This is a genomic window from Actinacidiphila alni (assembly GCF_900112845.1).
Classification (GTDB): domain Bacteria; phylum Actinomycetota; class Actinomycetes; order Streptomycetales; family Streptomycetaceae; genus Actinacidiphila; species Actinacidiphila alni.
Genome location: NZ_FONG01000006.1, coordinates 161836 through 183423 on the forward strand (window position 1 = coordinate 161836; position 21588 = coordinate 183423).

General features: G+C 73.5%; 16 protein-coding genes. 7 read left to right on the forward strand and 9 right to left on the reverse strand.

From position 1 onward, the window contains the following. The first annotated feature begins 69 nt into the window (after positions 1-69). From BM076_RS12210 to BM076_RS12235, 6 genes are read left to right on the forward strand one after another with little or no spacing between them, the layout of a single operon-like run. Positions 70-921: a 3-hydroxyacyl-CoA dehydrogenase family protein gene (locus BM076_RS12210; RefSeq protein ID WP_093713495.1), complete on the forward strand. Its 852-nt coding sequence runs from the start codon at positions 70-72 to the stop codon at positions 919-921. Beyond that, a complete protein-coding gene (locus tag BM076_RS12215) occupies positions 918-1187 on the forward strand; it encodes an acyl carrier protein (RefSeq protein WP_218160066.1) in 270 nt (89 codons plus the stop codon). Before BM076_RS12210 ends, BM076_RS12215 begins: the two co-directional genes overlap by 4 nt. A gap of 10 nt (positions 1188-1197) precedes the next feature. Beyond that, positions 1198-2364, forward strand: a complete 1167-nt coding sequence (locus BM076_RS12220; RefSeq protein ID WP_093713497.1) for an acyl-CoA dehydrogenase family protein — start codon at positions 1198-1200, stop codon at positions 2362-2364. Then, on the forward strand, positions 2361-3467 hold the full coding sequence (locus tag BM076_RS12225; protein WP_245796003.1) for an HAD-IIIC family phosphatase: 1107 nt from the start codon (positions 2361-2363) through the stop codon (positions 3465-3467). Before BM076_RS12220 ends, BM076_RS12225 begins: the two co-directional genes overlap by 4 nt. Next, positions 3464-4306, forward strand: coding sequence for a thioesterase II family protein (locus BM076_RS12230; RefSeq protein ID WP_093713498.1), 843 nt, complete (start codon positions 3464-3466; stop codon positions 4304-4306). The genes BM076_RS12225 and BM076_RS12230 overlap by 4 nt, the downstream gene beginning before the upstream one ends. Continuing rightward, positions 4293-5852: an AMP-binding protein gene (locus tag BM076_RS12235; RefSeq protein ID WP_245796004.1), complete on the forward strand. Its 1560-nt coding sequence runs from the start codon at positions 4293-4295 to the stop codon at positions 5850-5852. The genes BM076_RS12230 and BM076_RS12235 overlap by 14 nt, the downstream gene beginning before the upstream one ends. A 147-nt stretch (positions 5853-5999) precedes the next feature. Here BM076_RS12235 and BM076_RS37470 read toward each other — a convergent pair whose 3' ends face one another. From BM076_RS37470 to BM076_RS12275, 8 genes are all read right to left on the reverse strand, one after another. Beyond that, positions 6000-9848 carry an SDR family NAD(P)-dependent oxidoreductase gene (locus BM076_RS37470; protein WP_093713500.1) on the reverse strand — a complete coding sequence of 1283 codons (3849 nt, stop codon included), beginning with the start codon at positions 9846-9848 and terminating at the stop codon, positions 6000-6002. Positions 9849-9857: 9 nt separating this feature from the next. Continuing rightward, positions 9858-10613 carry an ABC transporter permease gene (locus BM076_RS12245; RefSeq protein WP_093713501.1) on the reverse strand — a complete coding sequence of 252 codons (756 nt, stop codon included), beginning with the start codon at positions 10611-10613 and terminating at the stop codon, positions 9858-9860. Beyond that, positions 10603-11535 (reverse strand): ABC transporter ATP-binding protein, encoded by a 933-nt coding sequence (locus BM076_RS12250; protein WP_322935144.1) that lies wholly within the window; start codon positions 11533-11535, stop codon positions 10603-10605. Before BM076_RS12250 ends, BM076_RS12245 begins: the two co-directional genes overlap by 11 nt. 2 nt (positions 11536-11537) lie before the next feature. Beyond that, on the reverse strand, positions 11538-11837 hold the full coding sequence (locus BM076_RS12255) for a hypothetical protein (RefSeq protein WP_093713502.1): 300 nt from the start codon (positions 11835-11837) through the stop codon (positions 11538-11540). Continuing rightward, a complete protein-coding gene (locus BM076_RS12260) occupies positions 11834-14479 on the reverse strand; it encodes an AfsR/SARP family transcriptional regulator (protein WP_093713503.1) in 2646 nt (881 codons plus the stop codon). Before BM076_RS12260 ends, BM076_RS12255 begins: the two co-directional genes overlap by 4 nt. Before the next feature lie 62 nt (positions 14480-14541). Beyond that, on the reverse strand, positions 14542-15885 hold the full coding sequence (locus BM076_RS12265; RefSeq protein ID WP_107416953.1) for a pyridoxal-dependent decarboxylase, exosortase A system-associated: 1344 nt from the start codon (positions 15883-15885) through the stop codon (positions 14542-14544). Then, positions 15882-17480 carry an acyl-CoA ligase (AMP-forming), exosortase A system-associated gene (locus tag BM076_RS12270; protein ID WP_218160067.1) on the reverse strand — a complete coding sequence of 533 codons (1599 nt, stop codon included), beginning with the start codon at positions 17478-17480 and terminating at the stop codon, positions 15882-15884. The genes BM076_RS12265 and BM076_RS12270 overlap by 4 nt, the downstream gene beginning before the upstream one ends. Positions 17481-17487: 7 nt before the next feature. Continuing rightward, positions 17488-17787 carry a phosphopantetheine-binding protein gene (locus BM076_RS12275; protein WP_245796005.1) on the reverse strand — a complete coding sequence of 100 codons (300 nt, stop codon included), beginning with the start codon at positions 17785-17787 and terminating at the stop codon, positions 17488-17490. Positions 17788-18136: 349 nt separating this feature from the next. Here BM076_RS12275 and BM076_RS12280 point away from each other — a divergent pair, with 349 nt between their 5' ends. Then, positions 18137-19222 (forward strand): helix-turn-helix transcriptional regulator, encoded by a 1086-nt coding sequence (locus BM076_RS12280; protein ID WP_093713504.1) that lies wholly within the window; start codon positions 18137-18139, stop codon positions 19220-19222. Between the two features lie 333 nt (positions 19223-19555). Here BM076_RS12280 and BM076_RS12285 read toward each other — a convergent pair whose 3' ends face one another. Next, positions 19556-21391, reverse strand: a complete 1836-nt coding sequence (locus BM076_RS12285) for a condensation domain-containing protein (protein WP_093713505.1) — start codon at positions 21389-21391, stop codon at positions 19556-19558. Positions 21392-21588 lie beyond the last annotated feature (197 nt).

Here is a 21588-nt window from a genome sequence, read left to right on the forward strand (position 1 = left end):
CCGCGCACCGCGTGCGGTCGAGCACACCCGAAAACAGCCAGCACAAACCACCAAGGAAGCGGAGAGATCATGACCGTCGTAGGAGTCGTCGGTGCCGGGGTCATGGGCATCGGAGTCGCACACAATCTCGCCCAGTCCGGTTACGAGACCGTCCTCGTCGACATCGACGAGCAGATCCTCACCGACGCCAAGGCGGCCATCAGCCGCAACTGCCGGCTCAGCCGCCTGATGGGCGGGCCGGCCCTGGACCCCGACGAGATCCTGGGCCGGATCACCACCGCCGTCGGCGTCGAGGCGCTCGCCAAGGCCGACTTCGTGATCGAGAACGTCACCGAGAACTGGGACATCAAGCGCGAGGTGCACGCCGAACTGGACCGCGTCCTCAGCCCCGAGGCGGTCGTGATCGTCAACACCTCCGCGATCCCGATCACCCGGGTCGCCGCCGTCGGCAGCCACCCGGAGCGGGTCGTCGGGGTGCACTTCATGAACCCCGTGCCGGCCAAGCCGGTCGTGGAGCTGATCCCCGGCTTCCACACCGCGCAGGAGACCGTCGAGGTCACCCGCCAGCTGCTCAGCGGCATGGGCAAGAAGGCGGTGGACGTCAAGGACGCCTCCGGCTTCGTCTCCAACCGGGTGCTCATGCTCACCGTCAACGAGGCCGCCTACCTCGTGCACGAGGGCGTCGCCACCGCCGAGTCGGTGGACGAGGTCTTCCGCGGGTGCTTCGGGCACCCGATGGGTCCGCTGGAGACCGCCGACCTGATCGGCGTCGACACGATCCTCTACAGCGTCGAGGTGCTCTACGAGCACTACGCCGACAGCAAGTACCGGCCCTGCCCGCTGCTCAAGCAGATGACCGACGCCGGACTGCACGGCCGGAAGACCGGCCGTGGCTTCTACACCTACGACAACAAGGGATGACGACCATGTCCGAGTACACCACCGCCCAGACCCAGATCCTCTCCTTCATCGAGGCCCGCTTCCCGCAGGCCAGCATCGAGACCGGCCAGGACATCTTCTCCCTCGGCTACATCAACTCGCTCTTCGCGATGGAGCTGGTGATGTTCATCGAGAAGACCTTCGGTCTCACCATCCCCAACGACGAGCTGCGCATCGACAACTTCCGCACCGTCGAGGCCATGGCGGACCTGGTGGCCCGCAGGAGCGTCCCCGTCTCCGTCGACTGAGGAGCCAGACATGACGAGCTTGACCGCGGCGCCGCCCGTACAGGCGGCGCCGGCGGGGGCCCGGATCGACCGGGACTCCGTACGCGCGTTCGTCGACACCCACATCATGCCGGTGGCCGACGCGTACGACCGGCGGGGCGCGGTCCCCGAGGAGATTCAGGAGCGGATCGGCGAGGCGGGCCTGTGGGCCCCCTTCTACCCGGCCGCACTGGGCGGCCAGGACCTTGACCTGGTGACGCTCGGCCAGGTGCACGAGGAGGTGGGCCGGGGGTGTTCCTCGGTCCGGTCGCTGCTCACCGTGCACACCATGCTGTCGTGGGCGCTGCTCCGCTGGGGCAGCCCCGCCCAGATCGAGCAGTGGGCGCCGTCGCTGGCCACCGGCGCGGTGCGCGGCGCCTTCTGCCTCTCCGAGCCGGCCGGCGGCGGCAGCGACACCGCCGGCATCCGTACCACCGCCGTCCAGGAGGCCGGCGGCTGGCGGCTCAACGGCCGCAAGAAGTGGATCACCGGCGGCCAGCGTGCGGATCTGTTCCTGGTGTTCGCCCGCACCGAGACCTCCGTGATCGCCCTGCTCGTACCGCGCCGGTCACCCGGCGTGCGGGTGATCCCGCTGGAGGACGTGCTCGGCACCCGGGCGTCGCTGATCGCGGAGCTGGAGTTCGACGACGTGCGGCTCGGCCCCGACGCACTGCTGGGGCCCAGCTCCTTCGCCTCCGGGATGGTGCTCAGCGGCACCCTGGACCTGGGCCGTTTCTCGGTCGCGTCCGGCTCGGTCGGCATCGTCCAGGGCTGCCTGGAGGCGTCGGCCTTCTACACCGCGCAGCGCACCGTCGGTGGCAGCAAGCTCCGTGAACTCCAGCTCATCCGGGCGAAGTTGACGGACATGGTGACCGATGTACGGGCCGCCAGGCTGCTCTGCCACCAGGCCGGACTGCTCAAGGACGCCGGGGACCCGGCGACCATCATGGCCACTTGGGTCGCGAAGTACTTCGCGTCGACCGCGGCGGCCCGGCACTCCACGGAGGCCGTACAGATCCACGGCGCCAACGGAATGAGCGCCGACTTCCCGGTGGCACGTCTGTACCGGGACGCGAAGGTCATGGAAATCATCGAGGGCAGCAACGAGATCCAGCGGATCACGATCGCTGACGAGGCGTACCGGGAGTGGGCACTGTGAGCACACTGACGCAACCGCTGGCCACCGCGCCGGCCACGGATCCGGCGTCCGCGCCGGACCCGTACCGCAAGCCCAAGCAGGGCAAGATCAAGTGCGTGGTCTGGGACCTGGACAACACGCTGTGGGACGGGGTGCTGCTGGAGGACGGCGACGTCACGCTGCGCCCCGGGGTGGTGGAGCACATCCGCCGCCTGGACGGCCTCGGCATCCTGCACTCGATCGCGAGCAAGAACGACCACGACACGGCGGTCGCGAAGCTGCGCGACTTCGGCATCGAGGACCTGTTCCTGTACCCGCGGATCGGCTGGAACGCCAAGTCGGAGTCGGTGAAGCAGATTTCGGCGAAGCTCAACCTGGGTCTCGACGCCTTCGCGTTCGTCGACGACCAGGACTTCGAGCTGGCCGAGATGGAGTTCTCGCTGCCCGAGGTCACCCGGGTCAACGCAGCTGACGTCGACACCGAGCTGCACAGGACCGAATTCCGGCCGCGGTTCGTCTCCGACGAGTCGGCGCAGCGGCGCGGGATGTACCAGAGCCAGCTCGCCCGCGACGAGGTGGAGGGCGACTTCGTCGGCACCAACGAGGAATTCCTCGCCAGCCTGGGCATGACCTTCACCATCGCCCCGGCCGCCCGCGAGGACCTCCAGCGCGCCGAGGAACTCACCATCCGCACCAACCAGTTGAACGCCACAGGCCGCACCTACTCCTACGACGAGCTGGACGAGCTGCGCGAGTCCCCCGACCACCTGCTGCTGGTCGCCACGCTCACCGACCGGTTCGGGTCCTACGGCAAGATCGGTCTCGCGCTGGTGGAGACCGGGCAGCCGGACTGGCAGCTGCACATGATGCTGATGTCCTGCCGGGTGATGTCCCGCGGTGTCGGCTCCGTGCTGCTCAGCCACATCATGGAGCGCGCCGCGGAGGCCGGCGCGGGCCTGCGGGCGGACTTCGTGGAGACCGGCCGCAATCGGATGATGCAGATCACCTACGCCTTCAGCGGTTTCCGCGAGGTGGCGCGCGAGGGCGACCGGCTGGTGCTGGCGGCCGACCTGGAGCAGATCCAGCCGCTGCCGGGCTATGTCGACGTCCGGGTGACGCGGTGACCACGGCGGTGCGGGCGGCGCCCAGCACGGCCTGGCTGCCGTTCGCGGAGCAGCCCGGCTGCGACGGTGTGCGGCTGTACTGCCTGCCGCACGCCGGGGGTTCGGCCTCGGCGTACCGCTCCTGGTTCGGGCGGCTCGGGCCGGTGTCGGTCCGCCCGGTCCAGCCGCCCGGCCGGGAGACCCGGCTGCGCGACACCCCGTACGACCGGATGGACCGGCTGGTGCCGGACCTGACGGACGCGGTGCTGGCCGACACCTCCCCCGACGGGGGGACGCGGCCGTACGCGGTGTACGGGCACAGCCTGGGCGCGCTGGTCGGCTTCGAGCTGGTGCGGGAGATCCGGCGGCGCGGCGGTCCGATGCCGGTGCACCTGTTCGTGTCGGGGTGCGCGGCGCCCGACCTCCAGGAGGACGGTGAGCCGCCGGTCGCCGGGATGACGCAGGATCAGGTCGTGGCGCTGCTGCGGCGGATCGGCGGCACCCCGGAGTGGATGCTCACCGACCCGACCGTGCTGCGGATGATCCTGCCGCCCTTCGTCGCGGACTTCTCCGTCCGTGATTCCTACTCCTACGAGCCGCTGCCGCCGCTGGACGTGCCGATCACGGCGCTGGCCGCGACCGACGACCCGCGGGCCGGCACCGCCGACGTGGCGGGCTGGCGGGACCAGACCACCGGGCGGTTCACCACGCACACGCTGACCGGCGGGCACTTCGCGGTGCTGGAACAGGCCGCGGTCACCCACCGCTATGTCGACCGGGCGCTGCGCGGCGCGTTCGGCCCGCAGTTGCCGGGCCTGTCGGCAACGGACGCCAGGGAGGCACCAGTTGCTCACCACTGACTGTGTGCGCCGCCCGGCGTACGAGGGGACGCGCCGGCCGCCGGGCGCGGCGGTCCCCGCGGGCCGCACCCTGACCGACTGGTTCCGGCACGGCCTGGCGCTGGACCGTTCGGCGCGGGCGCTGCGCGTCGGCGCCGAGTCCATGGACTACGGTCAGCTCGAAGAGCTGGCGCTGGCGCTCGCCGGGACGGTCGTCGCGGCGGTGCCCGGCGGCCGGCCCCGCCGGGTGGGCCTGCTGGCCTCCCGTACGGTGACCGCCTACGCGGGGCTGCTGGCCGCGCAGTTCGCGGGCGCGGCGGTGGTGCCGCTGCACCCCGGCTTCCCGGCCGACCGCACCGCCCGCATGATCGGCGCCGCGGGCCTCGACGCCCTGATCGCCGACGAGCGCGGCGCGGCCGTCCTGCCGGAACTGGCGTCCCTGGAGGGCGTGTTGGACGGCATCCCGGTGGTCACCGGGCCCGGCGGCCCGCCGCTGGAGCAGCCGCTGCCGACGCTGCCCGACGACATCGCCTACATCCTGTTCACGTCCGGTTCCACCGGTACGCCCAAGGGTGTGCCCGTCCTGCACCGCAATGTCGACGCCTATCTCCGTTTCGTGCACGACCGCTACGGATTCCACAGCGGGGACGTGTTCTCGCAGACCTTCGACCTCACCTTCGACCTGGCGATGTTCGACCTGTTCACCGGCTGGGGCAGCGGCGGGACGGTGGTGAGCGTGCCGCCGACGGCGTACGCGTCGCTGGAGCGGTTCGTCGCCGAGCAGGGCATCACGGTGTGGTTCTCCGCGCCGAGCCTGGTGTCGCTGCTGCGCCGACGGCCCCGGGGGCTGCCCGCGGGCAGCATGCCGAGCCTGCGCTGGAGCCTGTTCTGCGGGGAGCCGCTGCTCGCGCACGACGCGGCGGACTGGCTCGCGGCGGCGCCGGGTTCCATGGTGGAGAATCTCTACGGCCCGACCGAGCTGACCATTTCGTGCAGCGTGCACCGCTGGGATCCGGCGACCTCACCGGACTCCTGCGTCAACGACGTGGTGTCGATCGGCGTCCTGCACCCGGGGATGCGCGCCCTGCTGCACGAGCAGGCGGCGGACGGCACCGGTGAACTCTGCGTCACCGGCGACCAGATGTTCCCCGGCTATCTCGACCCGGCCGACGACGAGGGCCGCTTCCTCGACCAGGACGGCGAACGCTGGTACCGCACCGGTGACTTGGTGCGCTATCTGCCGGGCGGCGAGCTGGCCTATCTGGGCCGGCGCGACCACCAGGTGAAGATCCACGGGGTGCGGGTGGAGCTGGCCGAGATCGAATGGGCGCTGCGCAAGGTCGACGGCGTCAAGGAGGCGGTGGCCGTCGCGGTGGACGGTGAACTGACCGCCTTCCTGCTCGGCGAGGAGCGGCCGCCCGCGGCGCTCGCCGAGGACCTGGCGGCGTTCCTGCCGCGCGCGCTGGTCCCGCGCCGCTTCGTGCGGGTCGAGGAATTCCCGCTCAACGCCAACCGCAAGGTGGACCGCAAGGCGCTCACCGCGCGGGCCGCGGCGGACGCCCGGTGACGACCGGCCGCCACGGGACGGCGGAGCCGGGCGTGCGCCACGCACGCGGAGGGCGGCCGACGCGGAAGGTCCGCGACGGCCGCCCCGGCGGCTCTCCACCCGCGACGGGCACGGGCGTCCTGCGCTCTGCTGTGACGGATCGGCGCATCAGCTCCCGATGAAACGCGCGAGACGGCGGACGGTGGGGTGTTCCAGCAGGTCGGTCGCGGCGAGATCGCCGGGGAAGGCCGCGCGGACGCGCGCCGAGAGCTGGATGGCGATCAGCGAGTGGCCGCCCAGTTCGAAGAAGTCGTCGTTGGCGCCGACTCCTTCGACCCCGAGCACCGCCCCCCAGATGTCCGCGAGCACCGCCTCCGTGCCCTCGGCGGGCTCGGCGTACGGCGTCAGCAGCTCCGGCCGCGGGTGACGTTCCCCGTCGTCGGCGGCGCGCTGTCCTGCCGACGTGCCGTCGCCGGTCACCCACTGGGCGAGCCGCGGCGCCAACGGCCCCGAGGAGATCACCACGTGGGCGAACCGGTCGGCCCCGGCGAGCGCCCGCTCCAGGATCGTCAGGCCCTCCTCCGGCGCCATCTCGTACGCCCTGACCGTCGGATTGTGGTGCGCCTCGAGGCGCTCCGCGTCGATCGCCCAGGTGTCCCAGTCGACGGTGACCCAGCGGCCCTCGCCGCGCAGCCGCGCCCTGCGGGTGTACGCGTCCAGCGCCGCGTTGGCCGCCGAGTAGGGGCCGAGCGCGATGCCGCCGAGCACCGCGGACACCGACGACAGGGTGATCCTGCGGTCCGTGGCCCGCTCCCCCAGCACCGCCTGGAGGGTGTGGAAGCCGGCGACCTTGGCGTGCAGATGGGTGGCGCAGGTGTCCCGGTCCGACAGGTGGGCGAGCTTGAACCAGCTCTGGTCCTGCACACCGGCCGCGTGCACCACGACGTCGATACCGCCGAAGCGCTCGTCGGCCGCCGTGACGACCGCCCGCATCGCGCTCTCGTCGCCGACGTCGGCGCCGATCGCGATGACCTCGGCGCCGCGCGCCTCCAGGTCCAGCACGTTCCTGATGTGCCGGGCGACCCGGTCCTCACCGGCCGACAGCTCCGACCAGCGCTCGCGCGGCGGGAGTTGGCTGCGCGAGGTGAGCACCAGACGGCAGCCGTAGCGCTCGGCGAGGTGCCGGGCGAGTGCCAGGCCGACGTCGCCGAGGCCGCCGGTGATCAGGACGGTCTCGCCGGCCCGGAACACCGGGCGCTCCGGGTCGGTCTCCTCCAGCGGGTGCTGCTGGTAGGTGCGGGTCCACAGGTCGTCGGCGCGTACGGCGGCCGGGCCCAGGTGCGGGTGCACGATCGCGGCCAGCGTCTGGTCGGTCGCCGCGTCGGAGACGGCGCCCTCGACGGGGTCCAGGTCGAGGTGGCGGCAGGACAGTTCGGGATTCTCCTGCGCGATGGTGGGGGCGAGCGCGGCGAGCGCCGCGTGCTCCGGGTGCCGCAGGTCGGCGCCCGCGACGGTGGCCGCGCCGCGCGTCAGCAGCGTCAACTGCGCCTCGGCGGGCTGCGGATCGGCGGCCAGCGCGCCGACCAGGGCGAGCGCGGAGTGCATGCCGCGGTCCTGCTCGGCGGTGAAGTGCGCGGTGCCGTCGCCCTCCGGCGAGGCGAGCGAGAAGCCGTGCACCAGGGTGCGCGGTGCGACGAACTGGCCCGCGAGCAGCTCTTCCAGATCCTCCTTGCTGTCCACCCGTACGGTGAAGTCCCCGGCGTCGTCCTGCCCGAATTCCGTCCCGGGCCTGGCCGTCACCACTTCGGCGCCGGCCCGCGCCAGCCGGCGCACCAGCGCCTCGCCGCGGTCCTCCGCGGCCAGCACCAGCCAGGGACCGGCGGCGCGCAGCCGCTCGTCCAGGTCGCCGGTGGGCAGCGGGCGCTGCTGCCACGCGGGCAGGTACGTCCACTGCGCCAGGTCGTCCACCCGGCCCTCGACCTGCGGCTGTTCGCCGCGGGCCTTGGGGCGCGGCGCGACCCAGTAGCGGCTGCGCCGGAAGGGGTAGGTGGGCAGTTCGACGCGGCGGCCCTCGCCCCGGTGCAGCGCGGCCCAGTCGATCTCCGCGCCCGCCAGCCACAGCCGTCCGACGGTGCCGATCAGCCAGTGCGCCGCCGGTACGCCGTCGGGGCCGGGCGGCAGGCCGACCGTCTCGTACGGTCCCGGGTCGGTGTCCTCGGCGCCCTTGACGCGGACGCCGATCGCCCGAAGTCCCCGCTCCAGTACGGGAATCGGCCGGTCGCCACCGCTCTCGACGGCGCCGGGCAGCAAGGTGGCCGCCGCGTCGGCGAGTTCGGTCCGCCACTGAGGTGAGAGGCCGTCACCTTCGGTCAGTCGTACGGCGGGGCCGCGTGTGGTCGTCTCGCCGTCCACCCAGCGGGCGGGGTCGGCGAGCGCGGCAACCGCGTCCGCGAGGTCGTCGCAGACCACGAAGCGGCGCAGCGCGAAGTGGCCGCGCGAGACCTGGAGGGTGAAGGCGACGTCGGCGACGTCGAGTTCGGGGTGCGCGACGAGGTGGGCGCGCAGCCGCTCGGTGACGTCGTCCAGGGCGGTCCGGTCGCCGGCCGAGAAGGCCAGCAGCTGCGGGCCCGCGGCGGTGGTACGGGCCGGGCGCGGCGGTGCCTGCTCGATCACGACATGTGCGTTCGTGCCGCCCAGGCCGAAGGAGCTGATGCCCGCGCGGCGCGGTTCCGTGCCCTCGGGCCACGGCTGGTTCTCCGGCAGGACGGTGAAGCGGTCGGCCGCCGCGGCCAGTGCCGGGTTGGGCCGTTCGAAGCCGGGGATGGCCAGCTTCACACCGTCGCGGACGCTGAGCGCGGCCCGGATCAGTCCGGTCACGCCGGACGCCCGGTCCAGGTGGCCGACGGCCGGCTTGGCCGAGCCCAGCACGATCGGGGTCTTCGGTGTCGCCTGGAACACCCGTGCCATCGCGGCCAGTTCGATGCCGTCGCCGAGTCCGGTGCCGGTGGCGTGGCACTCCACGTAGCCGACCGACTCGGGCTTGACGTCGGCGACATTGAGCGCGGTGCGGATCACCGCGGCCTGGCCGTCGACGCCCGGCGCGGTGTAACCGACGCGCTCGCGCCCGTCGTTGTTGACCGCGGAGCCCAGGATGACCGCGTGGATCACGTCGCCGTCGGCGAGTGCGTCGGTCATCCGGCGCAGCGCGACCACACCGACGCCCGCGCCCATCACGGTGCCGTCGGCCGCCGCGTCGAAGCTGCGGACCGTGCCGTTCGGCGAGGTGATGCCGCCGGGCTCGTACCGGTATCCGGCCGGGTGCGGCAGCGGCAGGAAGGCGCCGCCGGCCAGCGCCAGGTCGCTTTCGAAGGTCAGCAGGCTCTGGCAGGCCAGATGCACCGCGACCAGCGACGTGGAGCAGAAGGTCTGCACGCTCAGGCTCGGCCCGCGCAGGCCGAGTTTGTACGCGACCAGGCTGGTCAGCGAGTCGCGTTCGTTGCCGACCGCGACGAGCAGGCCGCCGCCGGGTTCGTCCACGACGTGCGCGACATTGTCCAGCAGGTAGTCGGGGAAGGCCGAGCCGCCGAAGACGCCGACCTGTCCGGGCGGCCCGACCGGCGGATAGCCCGCGTTCTCCAGCGCCTCCCAGGCGCATTCCAGGAAGAGCCGGTGCTGCGGGCCCATCGTCTCGGCCTCGCGGGGCGAGAAGCCGAAGGCGGCGGCGTCGAAGTCGGCGAGGCCGTCGACCGGGCCGCCGACCCGTACGTAGTGGGGGTCGGCCGCGGCCTGCGGTGAGATGCCGGCCGCGGCCAGCTCCTCGTCGGTGATCTCGCGCAGACCGCTGACGCCCGCGAGGGTGTTGCGCCACAGCGTGGCCACGTCGGGGGCGCCGGGGAAGCGGCCGGACATGCCGACCAGGGCGACCGCGGAGTCGTACACGTCGTAACCGTCGTCGGGATCCGGGCCGTTGACGATGTCGGCGCCGGGGGTATCAGGGGTATCAGGTGTGCCGGGCATGATCGCTCCTCACAGCAGGTGGCTGCGGCCCCAGCCGCGGGACAGTCGGTAGGTGGCGAAGGCCCCGCAGACCAGGCCGATCGCCAGGCAGACCAGCGCCGGGCGGACCATGCCGGAGGCGTCGCCGCCGATGGCGGCCCGCAGCAGGGACATCGCCCAGTAGCCGGGGGACGCGGGCGCGATGTGCTGGGCCCAGGCGGGCATCAGGCTCACCGGCACCAGGGCGCCGCCGAGCGCGCTGACCAGCATCGCGCCCAGGTCGGAGACCATGCCGAGGTCGCCGCGGCTGCGCACGATGGTGGCGAGCGCCGAGCCGAGCGCGAGCAGGGTGAAGCCCCACACCGCGACGGCCAGCATGATCCAGCCCATCGTCGGCGGCACCGGCAGGCCGATCACCAGGCAGCCGAAGATCAGCAGCACGCACTGCTGGAGCAGCAGGATCACAAAGGCCGGCAGCGTCTTGCCGAGCAGCAGTTCGGCGCGCGAGGAACGGGTCACGCGCAGCCGGTCCCAGGTGCGCCACTCGCGCTCGACCATGATCGAATTGCCGACGATGGAGAGGGCGAAGACGGAGAACATCACCAGCGGTCCGGTGACCGCCTGGAGGGTGCCGCTCTTGAGGGCGGTGACGTACAGCGGCTTGAAGACCAGCATCAGCAGCATGGGCATCACGATGTAGCTGATCAGCTGGCCCGGGTCGCGCAGCCGCAGCAGGGTGTTGTGCTTGGCCATCAGGCCGGTCCGGTAGAGGGCGTCAGTCGCCATCGAGCACCGCCAGGGATCGGTAGAGGTCGTCGAGATCGGGCTTGCGGACGTCCACCGAGACGACCGGCTGCCCGGTGTCGGCCAGCAGCCGCATCAGAGCGGCGGTCGGGTCGGTGGTCGACTCGTGCAGTTCGGTGCCGTCGGCGAGGGTGACGCGCACCTCGCCGGGCAGGCCCTCCAGGAGCTGGGCGCTGGTGCCGCGGGCCACGACGCGGCCGCGCTTGGCGACCGCGAGGGTCGCCTCCAGTTCGGTGAGTTCGGTGAGGTAGTGGGTGGTGTAGACGACGGCGGCGCCGTCGGCGGCGCGCAGCTTCACCGCGTCCAGCAGCGCCTGCCGGGTCTCCGGGTCGGCGCCCGCGGTGGGCTCGTCGAGCAGCAGCAGGGCGGGGCGGTGGATCATCGCGACGGCCGCCTGCGTACGGCGCTGCTGGCCGCCGGACAGGACGCCGGCCGGGCGGTCGAGGAATTCGGTCAGCCGCAGGGCGGCGGTCAGTTCGTCGATCGCGTCGGTGAGCGCCTTGCGGCGCAGGCCGGACAGGCCGCCGAACAGTTTCAGGTGCTCGCGGACGGTGATCGGCGGGTACAGCGCGATGTTCTGCGGCGAGACGCCGATCCGGCCGCGTGCCTTCGCCGGCTCCTCGCCGCCGATGAGCGCGGTGCCGGAGTCGGCCCTGATCAGCCCGGAGACGATCTCGACGAACGTCGACTTGCCCGCTCCGTTGTGCCCGACCAGGCCGACGATCTCGCCCGGCCGCGCCGTCAGGTCGAAGCCGTCCAGCGCCTGCACGTCGCCGTATCTCTTGCTGAGCCCGGCCACCTCCAGCATCGCCCGCCCGGCCCTGGCCTTGCCGCGGCCCACCACCGGCAGAGCCTTGGGCGCCGGTTCGTCCTCACGTCCCGCCGGCGGCGCGGGAGTCCTCAAGCTCATTGCTCCTCCAGGGAATCGGTGTGCTGGGTGCGACGGATGAGGGTCTCGGCGTAGGCGCTGCCCGCCGTGGGGTACGTCCGCTGTGCGCGGCCGACGACGTCCGCCGCCGGGCGCCCGGGCCGTACGGGCCCGCGGACCGGCCACTCCGGCAACCCGGGCCCGGCCGGGCACACCGTGACCGGCGTGGGCGCCACGGGCCGGACCGACAGCGGCAGGCAGCCCACGCCCGTCGAGATGTCCGACGAACCCGCGGCGGGCGGTGGCGTCAGGTGAGCGCGCCGCAGGCGCGGGGTCACAGCTCCTCCACGGATTCGGTGCGGCGGCGGGTCGGGAAGGGGGCGGCGGGGCGCTGGCGCGGTGCGGGGGTGCGGGCGGCGGCGCGGGCCGCGGCCGGGGTCGCGGGGGTGGCGCCGGTGCTGGCCGCCAGGCCGTAGCGGCGCTGGGTGGCCGGGGTGGCGGTGCCCGTGGTGCGGGCCGGGGCCGTGGCCGGGGCGGGGCGGCCGGGGCGCGAGGCGCGGCCGTCGGCGGGCTGCGACGTCTCGCGGGCGAGCCGCCCCAGCGCGACGGCCGCCGCCTCGTACCAGGACGCGGCGCCGAGCCGTTCGAAGACGCCGAGCGCGCCGCGCAGCCGTGCGGTGGCCTGCTCGTAGCGGCGCTCGCGCAGGTCGAGGGTGCCGAGCGAGTACAGGATCGCGGCCTCGCCGAGGGAGTCGCCGGCCTTGCGGGTCGCGCGCAGCGCGTCGGTGCCGACGGTCCGCCAGTCGTCGTGCGCCCGCTGGACGGCGGCCAACAGGCCGACGGAGACGGCCAGTTGCCAGCACGCCTCGGTCTCGCCGATGTCGCCGGCCTGGCGTACGGCGGCCAGCAGCGTCTCGCGCTCGGTCGCGTACCACTCGCCGGTGTCGCTGAGCACGGCCCGCAGCACGGGCAGGTCCATCGGCCAGCGGGTGGGGTGCTGCTGCTCGGCGGCCGGGGTGCCGCCCTGCCGCAGCAGCGCCTCGTCGGCGAGGGTGAGCCAGGCGCCGAGCATCCGCCGGCGCGGGGTCCGCTCGTCGTGCTCGTCGGCGAGCGCGGCCAGGCACTCGGCGGCGTGCAGCCGGACCAGGCCGCCCATCCGGTAGCGGGCGGTGACGCCGCTGCCGCCGACCAGGTCGACCAGCCGCGCGTCGGCGAGCGTCTCCAGGACGTCCACCGCCGCGGCGGGCGCCGCGTCGAGCAGCGGCGCCGCCGTCCACGCGGGGAATTCCGCGGTCGGCAGGCCGCCGAGCCGGGCGAACAGCCGTTGCGCGGGCGCGTCCAGCAGGTCGTACGTGCCGCGCAGCGCCGCCCGTACGTCCTGGCCCTGGTGGGACAGCTCGTCCAGCCGGCGGCGCTCGTCGCGCAGCCGCGCGGTGAGCTGGCCCAGGCTCCAGTGCGGCCGGGCGGACAGCCGGGCGGCGGCGGCCCGCAGCGCCAGCGGCAGCCCGTCGCACAGCTCGGCCAGTTCGATGGCCTCGCTGGGCTCGGCGGCGACCCGCTCGCGCCCGGTCATGGCGGCGAGCAGTTCCACCGCCTCCGGGATCGCCGGCACCGCCACGTCGACGGTGTAGGCGTCGGCGGGCGCCGACAGCCGGGTCCTGCCGGTGACCAGCAGCCCGCAGGTGGGCGCGCCGGGCACCAGCGGGCGCAGCAGCGTCTCGTCGGCGACGTCCTCGACGACCACCAGCATCCGCCGCTCGGCGAGCGCGCTGCGGTAGAGCGCCGCCCTGCCGTCCAGGCTCTCCGGCACGGCGGTGCCGGTGAAGCCAAGGGCGCGCAGGAAGCGTTCGAGGACGTCGGAGACCTCGCGCTGCCCGGCGCCCGCGGGCAGCCTGGCGTAGAGCTGGCCGTCGGCGAAGGCCGGGGCGAGCGCGTGCGCGGCCTCGATCGCCAGCGCGGACTTGCCGACGCCCGCGCAGCCGGTGATCAGCGCCATCGGCGCGGCGGCGCCCGAGAGGCTGTCGGCCAGTTCGGCCAGCACCTCGGTGTGGCCGGTGAAGTCGGTGAGCCGGGCCGGGAGCATCCGCGGCAGCGGCAGCGGCGCGGTGCCGTCCAGGGTGACGGGCGCCTCGGCCTCGGGCAGGTCCAGATCGGCGGAGCCGTTGAGGATGGCCCACTCCAGGCGCAGCAGCACCGGGCTGGGCTCCAGGCCGAGTTCCTCGATGAAGGTGCGCCGGGTGCGGTGGTACGCCGACAGCGCCTCGGCCTGCCGCCCGCAGCGGTAGAGCGCGGTCATGAGCTGCACGGCGGGGCGCTCGCGCAGCGGGAATTCGGCGGCCAGCGCGCTGATCTCACCCAGCACCTCGTGGTGCAGGCCGAGCCGCAGCTCCGCGTCCAGGCACTCCTCCAGTGCCTCGAAGCGGCGCTCGGCGATCCGCACCAGCTTCGTCTGCACGACGGGGCTGTCCACCTCGGGCAGCGGATCGCCGTTCCACAGGTCGAGCGCCTCGCGGAAGGCGGTACGGGCGGCCGCGGGCCGGCCGTCGGCGGCGGCGAGCCTGCCGCGCGCGGCCAGTTCGTCGAAGACGTGCAGATCCAGCTCACCCGCGGCCAGGTCCATGGTGTAGCCGAGGCCGCCGCTCATCCGGATCCGCTTGCCGAGCCCGGCGCGCTCCATCCCCTGCCGCAGCGCGGAGACCGCGGTCTGCACCTGCGAGCGTGCGGTGGCCGGCGGGGTGCCGCCCCAGACCGCGTTCACCATCGTCTCCAGACCGACACCGTGGCCGGTCTCCAGCAGCAGCAGCGCCAGCACGATCTGCTGCCGCCGGGCCGTGACCGCCATGGGCTGCGACCCGCGCACCTCCAGCGGGCCGAGCACCCGGAACCGTATGCCGGCGCCCGACGGCGCGTCGCCGGGCGCCGGCGGGTCCGCGGTGGGGTCCGCCGTGCTCCCGGCGGGGAGGGGTGATGCGATCGCCATGTCCGTCAGCCTTCCTTGCAGCGTGGGGCTCGCGGGGCCGGTGCCGCCGCGGCGGGGTGGAGTCAGATCAGGACTTCGTGGGGTGCCGGGTGGCCGAGGAAGCCGACCGGACTGGCCGTCAGGCCGTAGGCGCCCGCCTGGAACACCGCGACGAGGTCGCCGATCTCCGCGTGGGGCAGTGACACGTCCTTGCCGAGCAGGTCGAGCGGGGTGCACAGGCAGCCGACCACGTCCACCGTCTCGGTGGCCGGCCCGGTGGCAGAACCGGCCACCGCGATCGGGTAGTTGCGCCGGATGGCCCGGCCGAGGTTGCCGGTGGCGGCGAGCTGGTGCTGGAGGCCGCCGTCCACGACGAGGAAGGTGGTGCCGCGCGAGACCTTGCGGTCCACGACGCGGGTCAGATAGACGCCGGCCTCGCCGACGAGGTAGCGGCCCAGTTCGATGACGGGCCGGACCTGCGGGAAGGCCGGGCGGATGGCGGTGTCGAGGAGCTTGCCGAGGTTCTCGCCGATCGGGCCGAGGTCCAGGGCCCGGTCGCGGGCGGCGTAGGGGATGCCGAAGCCGCCGCCGAGGTTGAGGTAGCGGACGGGTGCGGGCGCGTGGTCCGCCAGGCCGGTGACCAGGTCGACGGTGGCGCGCTGGGCGGCGCAGATGCTCTCCGCGTCGAGATTCTGCGAGCCGGCGAAGACGTGGAAGCCGTGGAAGTCCAGGCCGGCCGCGCCGATCGCGGCCAGCAGCTGCGGTGCCTGCTCGGCGTCCACCCCGAACTGCTGCGGCCCGCCGCTCATCTTCATACCGGAACCACGTACGGCGAAGGGCGGGTTGACGCGCAGCGCGACGCGGGCGGTGATGCCGAGCTGTTCACCGGCCAGGCGGACCCTGGCCAGTTCGGTGGCCGACTCCAGCTCGATCAGGACACCGGCGGCGACGGCCTGCCGGATCTCGATGGAGGTCTTGCCGGGCCCCGCGAAGCCGATCCGTTCGGCGGGGACGGTGGTGTCGAGCGCGCTGAGCATCTCACCGGCCGACGCGACGTCGAGTCCGTCGACGAGGCCGCTCATGTGGTGCAGCAGCGCGGGCATCGGATTGGCCTTGACGGCGTAGTTCAGCTCCACGCCGTCGGGCAGCGCCGACCGCAGCTCGGCGACCCGGCGGCTGATCAGCCCCCGGTCGTAGGCGAAGAAGGGGGTGGAGCCGACGCGTTCGGCCAGCCGCGCGACGGGCACGCCGCCGACCGCCAACTCGCCGTCCACGACGGCGAACCGGCCGTGCCGGCCGAAGCCGCCGAAGGCGTCCGGGTCGGCCGCGGGGTGTACGGGGGCGGCGGCTTCCTCTACGTGTGCCGCCGGTACATGTGCCGGTACGTCCGCCGCCGGGGTGGCCGTCCCGGTGCCCGCGCCGCTCATCGGGTGCCCTCCACGGTCTTGCGCAGCTCGACCCGGTCGAATTTGCCGTTGACCGAGCGGGGCAGCACGTCCAGGACGACGGTGCGGCGCGGCAGCATGTACGGCGGCAGCTCGCGGGCGAGCACCTGGTGCAGCCGCGCGGTGTCGCAGGCCCCGGCGACGACCAGCACGACGTGCTGGCCGAGCCGTTCGTCGCCAACGCCGAGCGCGACCGCCTCGGTGGCCAGGCCGCTGGCATACACGGCCTCCTCAATCTCGGTGGGGCTGATCCGGTAGCCGGAGGACTTGATCATGTCGTCGGTGCGGCCGACGAAATACAGGAAGCCCTCCTCGTCGCGGTAGACGGTGTCGCCGGACCAGACCGCCAACTCCGTTCCGCCGTACGGGACGGCGCCGGGGACCGGGCGGAAGCGTTCGGCGGTGCGCTCGGCGTCGTTCCAGTAGCCGAGGGCCACCAGCGCGCCGCGGTGCACCAACTCGCCGTGCTCGCCCGGCTCGCAGGGCGTGCCGTCGGGGCGGAGCACCATGATCTCGGCGTTGGGGATGGCCTTGCCGATGGAGTCGGGGCGGCGGTCGGCCTCGTCCGGGTCCAGGTAGGTGGAGCGGAATGCCTCGGTCAGCCCGTACATCAGATACGGCCGGGCCTGCGGGAAGATCTCGCGCAGCCGCCCCAGGGTGGCGCGCGGCATCCGGCCGCCGGTGTTGGCGAAGTACCGCAGCCGCTCGGTGGCGTCCTGCGGCCACTGCTGGGCGGTCAGTTGCAGCCACAGCGGCGGTACGCAGGTCAGCGCGGTCACACCGTGCCGGGCACACAGCCGTACGACCTCGCGCGGCAGCAGGTAGTTGGTGAGCACCAGGTGGGCGCCGGTGATCAGGGTGGTGGTGAGCTGGCTGAAGCCGGCGTCGAAGCTGAACGGCAGCGCGGCCAGTACGACGTCGTCCTCGGTGTGCCCGAGGTAGGAGGCGACGCTCTCGGCGCCGGAGAGCAGATTGCGGTGCGAGAGGACGACGCCCTTGGGGCCGCCGGTGCTGCCCGAGGTGTAGAAGACGGCGGCCACATCGGTGTCGACGACGGCGTCCGCGCCGGGCACCGGGAGCGGTCCTTCGGCGCGCAGCCGCTCCCACGGCACCGCGGTCCAGCGGTCGTCGGCGGGCAGTACGGTGCCGGTGTCGCCGATCAGCACCAGGTGGCGGACGGTGGTGTCCGGCGGCAGCGCCGCGCGGACCGTCTCAAGACGCTCGGCGGTGGTGATCAGCGCGGTCACGTCGCAGTCGGTGGTGATACCGGCCAGGTGGCGGCCCTTGAAGAGCGGGTTGACGGGGACGAAGACGGCGCCGGCCGCGGAGGCGGCCAGCATCGACACGACGGTCTCGACGCGCTTCTCCGCGTAGACGGCGACCCGGTCGCCGCGCCGCACGCCCAACGCGTGCAGGCCGTACGCCACTTCGGCGACCTGCCGGGCGAGTTCGCCGTAGCTGACGGTGCGGTCCTTGAACGTCAGGGCGGGGCGGCGGGCCGCGCCGCGCGCGATCAGCCGGTCAAGTCGGGTCAGCGGCGCGGCGGCCTGCCGCGCGGCCATCGTCGGCTCGGTCATCGCCGGCTCACTTCTCGCCGTCGGACTCGGCGGCCGCGGCGTCCGGCTCGACGAATTCGGCGACGGTCGCCCACAGCGAGCCGACCGTCGCGAACGTCTCCTCGGTCAGCAGCTCGTCGTCCAGCTCGACCCCGAAGTGGTCCTCCAGGTCCGCGAGAAGCTGGACGACGCCCATCGAGTCCAGTCCCAGCGCGGCCAGATCCGCGTCCGGCGACAGTTCGTCGCCCTCGGCGTACGGCAGTCGGGGCAGCAGTACGTCCTGAAAGGTGCGCGGAATCTTCCGCATCTCCCGCGTCGTCTCGGCCATGGCGGTCGGTCCCCTTGTCTTCTCGCCTCGTCTCCCGGCGCGTCCGTCTCCGTCCGCGTCCGGGGCGCGGGGTCCGCCCGCGCACAGCGATTACTTGACCGCCGGTCCCTCTCGAACCGCCATCGCCGCGCTCTCGCCGCCGGCCGCGGACGGGCGTCGCGGGGGCCTTCGGCGGCGGTGCGGGCAAGCGGGCCGATAGCGGTTCGATAGTCCGCCGGGAGCGGGTATCGGCGGGCCCGGCCGGGCGGTGAGAACGGCGTGATGGCGGCCCGACGCACCATGGGCGGAACACATACGGAACCCGACCCGCCGCGGCACCGCGTTGATACACGAAGGGGAGGAACCCTCCATGCTCACGGGGATATCGGACCTCGCGCCGACACCGGACCGCCCGCCCGAGTACCCGCTGCCCGCCGTCCACGACCGGCACCACGCGGCCGACGGCCACGACAGCGGCGACCTCGTCGCGGTGTACCAGTACGCGACCCGGCGCGGCGCCGTCACCCCGGGCTCGATCGAGCTGGTCGCCCTCGAACTCGGCCTGTCCGCCGGGGAGGTCTTCTCGGCCGCCGCCCGGCTGGTCGAACTGCGGCTGCTGCGCACCGACGAGGTCGGCGGCACCGGCCTGGTGCCGGTCGACCCGCACTCGGCGGCGACGCTGCTGACGTCGCCGATCGAACGGGCCATCCTGCAACAGCGGGAGCTGGCCGACCGGCTGCGCGCCCGGATCGATTCCATCGCCGGCGGACCGAGCGGTGCCGACGGGCCGCTCGGCGTCATGGACACCGTCGAGGGCGAGGCGGAGATCCGCGGTCTGCTGCGGCTGGCCGCCGTCGACTGCCGGACCGAGGCGATCGTGCTGCGGCCCGGCCACGACGAACGGATCGCGCCGGACGACCTCTTCGACGCCTGCTACGACGCGCTCGGGTCCGACACGGACGTACGGGTGCTCTCGCCGCACCGCGACCGGGCCGATTTCGCGTCCCGGGCCCGCGCGAAGAAGCTTGCCGAGCGGGGGGCGGCGATCCGTACGATCCGGTCCGTGCCGCAGACGGCGGTGGTCTTCGACCGGGCGCTCGCGGTGGTCGTCACCGCGGGCGAGAACGGCGGCCCGCCGACCGCGCGGCAGGTCCGTGACGAGACGATGATCCGGTGCATGGTCGACATGTTCGACCTGCTCTGGGACGGGGCGGCGCCGTTCGCCCTCGACGAGGCGGGGTACGCGGAGGACATCAACGACGATCTTCAGCGGTCGATCGCGCGGCTCATGGCGCAGGGGCTGACCGACGAGGTTGTCGCGCGGCGCCTCGATATGTCCGTACGGACGTGCCGGCGCCATATCGCCGCTCTCTTGCGGAGCCTCGGGTCCGTCAGCCGGTTTCAGGCCGGCGTCCAGATCGCGCACCGCCTCTCCGCGGAGGAGGCTGCCGCCTGACCTGGCCTTCTCCCCCGGACGCCGTGGGGCCCATCCCTGACAGGGATGGGCCCCACGGCGTCCGGCACTGGGTGCCCGATGCGCCACGCGGCGCTTGCGGTGGAGGGTGCCCCTTCAGGGGCGCTGGGGGCACCTCCCAGCGGTAGCTGGGGGAGGAACTGCGCGCTCAGCCCACGCGGGGCCACAGGCAAAAAACCGCCCCCAGCGGGGCAGACGCTGTTGTTTTCGCGACCACCGGCCCGGTGGGGGCTGAGCGCGCAGTTCCCCGCGCCCCTAAAAACATGACTCCCGCCCTCCGCAGGAGACCTCAGCCACCGCACTCCGCAGGAGGACTCACCGTTCCCCGGAGGGGGTGAGGGTGCGGGCGAGGCCCGACAAGGGGCGGGGGCCGGAGAGGTCGGTGAGGTCAAGACCTTGCCAGCCACGGGAGCGGAGGACGGAGAGGACGCGCGGCCCGCGCAGGAGACGGCCACCGGCGGCGACGTAGGAGACGTCGGAATCGACGGAGGCGAGGCCATTGACCTCGGCGACGACGGCGGCGAGGTCGGCCGCCCCCGGCGGCACCGTACCGCCGGGAGAACCGCACTCCGGGGGAAGGCCGACAAATTCGTCGGGGCAGCGCGCCCCCGGCGCACCGGGAACCGCGTCCAGGCAGTGCAGCCGCAACTCCCCCTCGGACAGCGCCCCGTGCGCCTCGACGGTGGCGAGCAGCCGCCCGCCGGCGACGGACACGACGGCGGACCGTACGGCAGGATGCGCCCGCACCACCCGTTCCGTGGCGTCGAGATCGACGGTGTCGGGCCCGAGCCGGGCGAGGCGGAGCGCGGCGGGCGGGGCGAAGCCGAAGAGGCCGGCGGCCTCGCCGAGGCGCAGGTCGGCACCGGGCTCGCGGTGCGCTTCGAGCAGCCGCGCGTACCCGCGCAGGACGCGCTCGACGCCGTCCGCGTCCATGAGAGCGGCCGTGGCGTTGAAGGCGACGGTGACGCCGTCGTCCCACTCCCCGACCCGGAGGTAGGTGTCGGTGCCCGACCGCGCCCAGGCCGTCGGCTCGGGTATCCGCAGGAAACGTTCCTTCCGCGTCCCGCAGCTCGTCCCGCCGTGGCTGAGGAAGTTGACCTCGGAGGAGGCCCGCAGCGGTGTGCCGCGCCGGAAGCCGTCGCGCGCGACGATCTCCATGACCTCGTCGTACGGCGCGTACGCGTGCTCCTGCGCGGTGTCGACGGCGCGCGCGACCCGCGCGACCACCTCGGCGAAACCGGGGTCGCCGCCGAGGTCCACCGAGACGAGCACCGGCGAGAACATGCAGGTCATGACCGACATGCGGGGCCCGTCCTCGCGGTGGCTGGTGAGCCAGCGGAAGGTGACCGCGGGCTCCCCCGCGTACGTCGCCATGGCCACCGCGTACGCGGCCAGGTGCACCACCGAGGGCCACACCCGCAGCCACCCGGCGATCTCGCGGACCGCGCCGAGCAGCGTCGGCGAGGTGAGTGTGGCGCCGTACGCGGCCGGTCCTTCGGGCGGGGCGGGCGTACGGCGCCGCGCGAAGGTGTCGGCGGGCAGCGCGGGCACGGTGTCCTGCCAGTACCGCAGGACCGCCGTGCGTTCCGGTGTCGGCAGCGCCTCGGCCGCCGCGAGATCGGCGGGCTGGTACGCGACCGCCGGCAGCTCGACACGGCGGCGTTCGGCGAGCGCGCCGAGCAGCGCCTCGAAGTCCCGCTGGAAGAGCTGGATGCTCCAGTCGTCGAAGGCCAGGTGGTTGAGGACCAGCGCGAGCCTGCGCGGCACGCCGCCGGTGGTGACCGCGCACGCCCTGATCGGCCACTCCCGCGCCAAGTCGAACTCGGTCACCGACATCTCGCTCACCACGGCCGCCGGCGCGGGCGTGCCGTCCTGCTCGGTGCTCGCCACCCGCAGCGGCAGCGGCCGGGGCGGTTCGACCCGCTGGCGCGGGCCGGGCGCCGCGTCCGCGTCGAAGACCGTGCGCAGCCCCTCGTGCCTGCGCACGAGATAGCCGAGCGCGGACTTCAGCCCGGCCAGCGAAAGCCCGTCCGGCAGTGGGGTGTTGACGACGATGTGCGCGTCGTAGCGGGTGCCCGCCGGCACCTGCTGGTAGCGCAGCCAGTGGTACCGCTGGCCCCAGCAGAGGTCCGCGCTTCTCACCTCGGGCATCCCGCCCTCCTCTGATTCCGCGTGGGTTCGACTTCCCAGGATCCGGCTCCCGGCGGAATAACGGCAGCGTTTCGCGGTGGCCGATTGTGGACGGCAAAAAGCTGCCACCGGGATTCAACCGCCCACCGCCGGGCGAGGGTTGACGGGGCAGCGGCCGTCCGGGAATCTCGGTGATGTCGGAGAAACCTGGTCCGGCA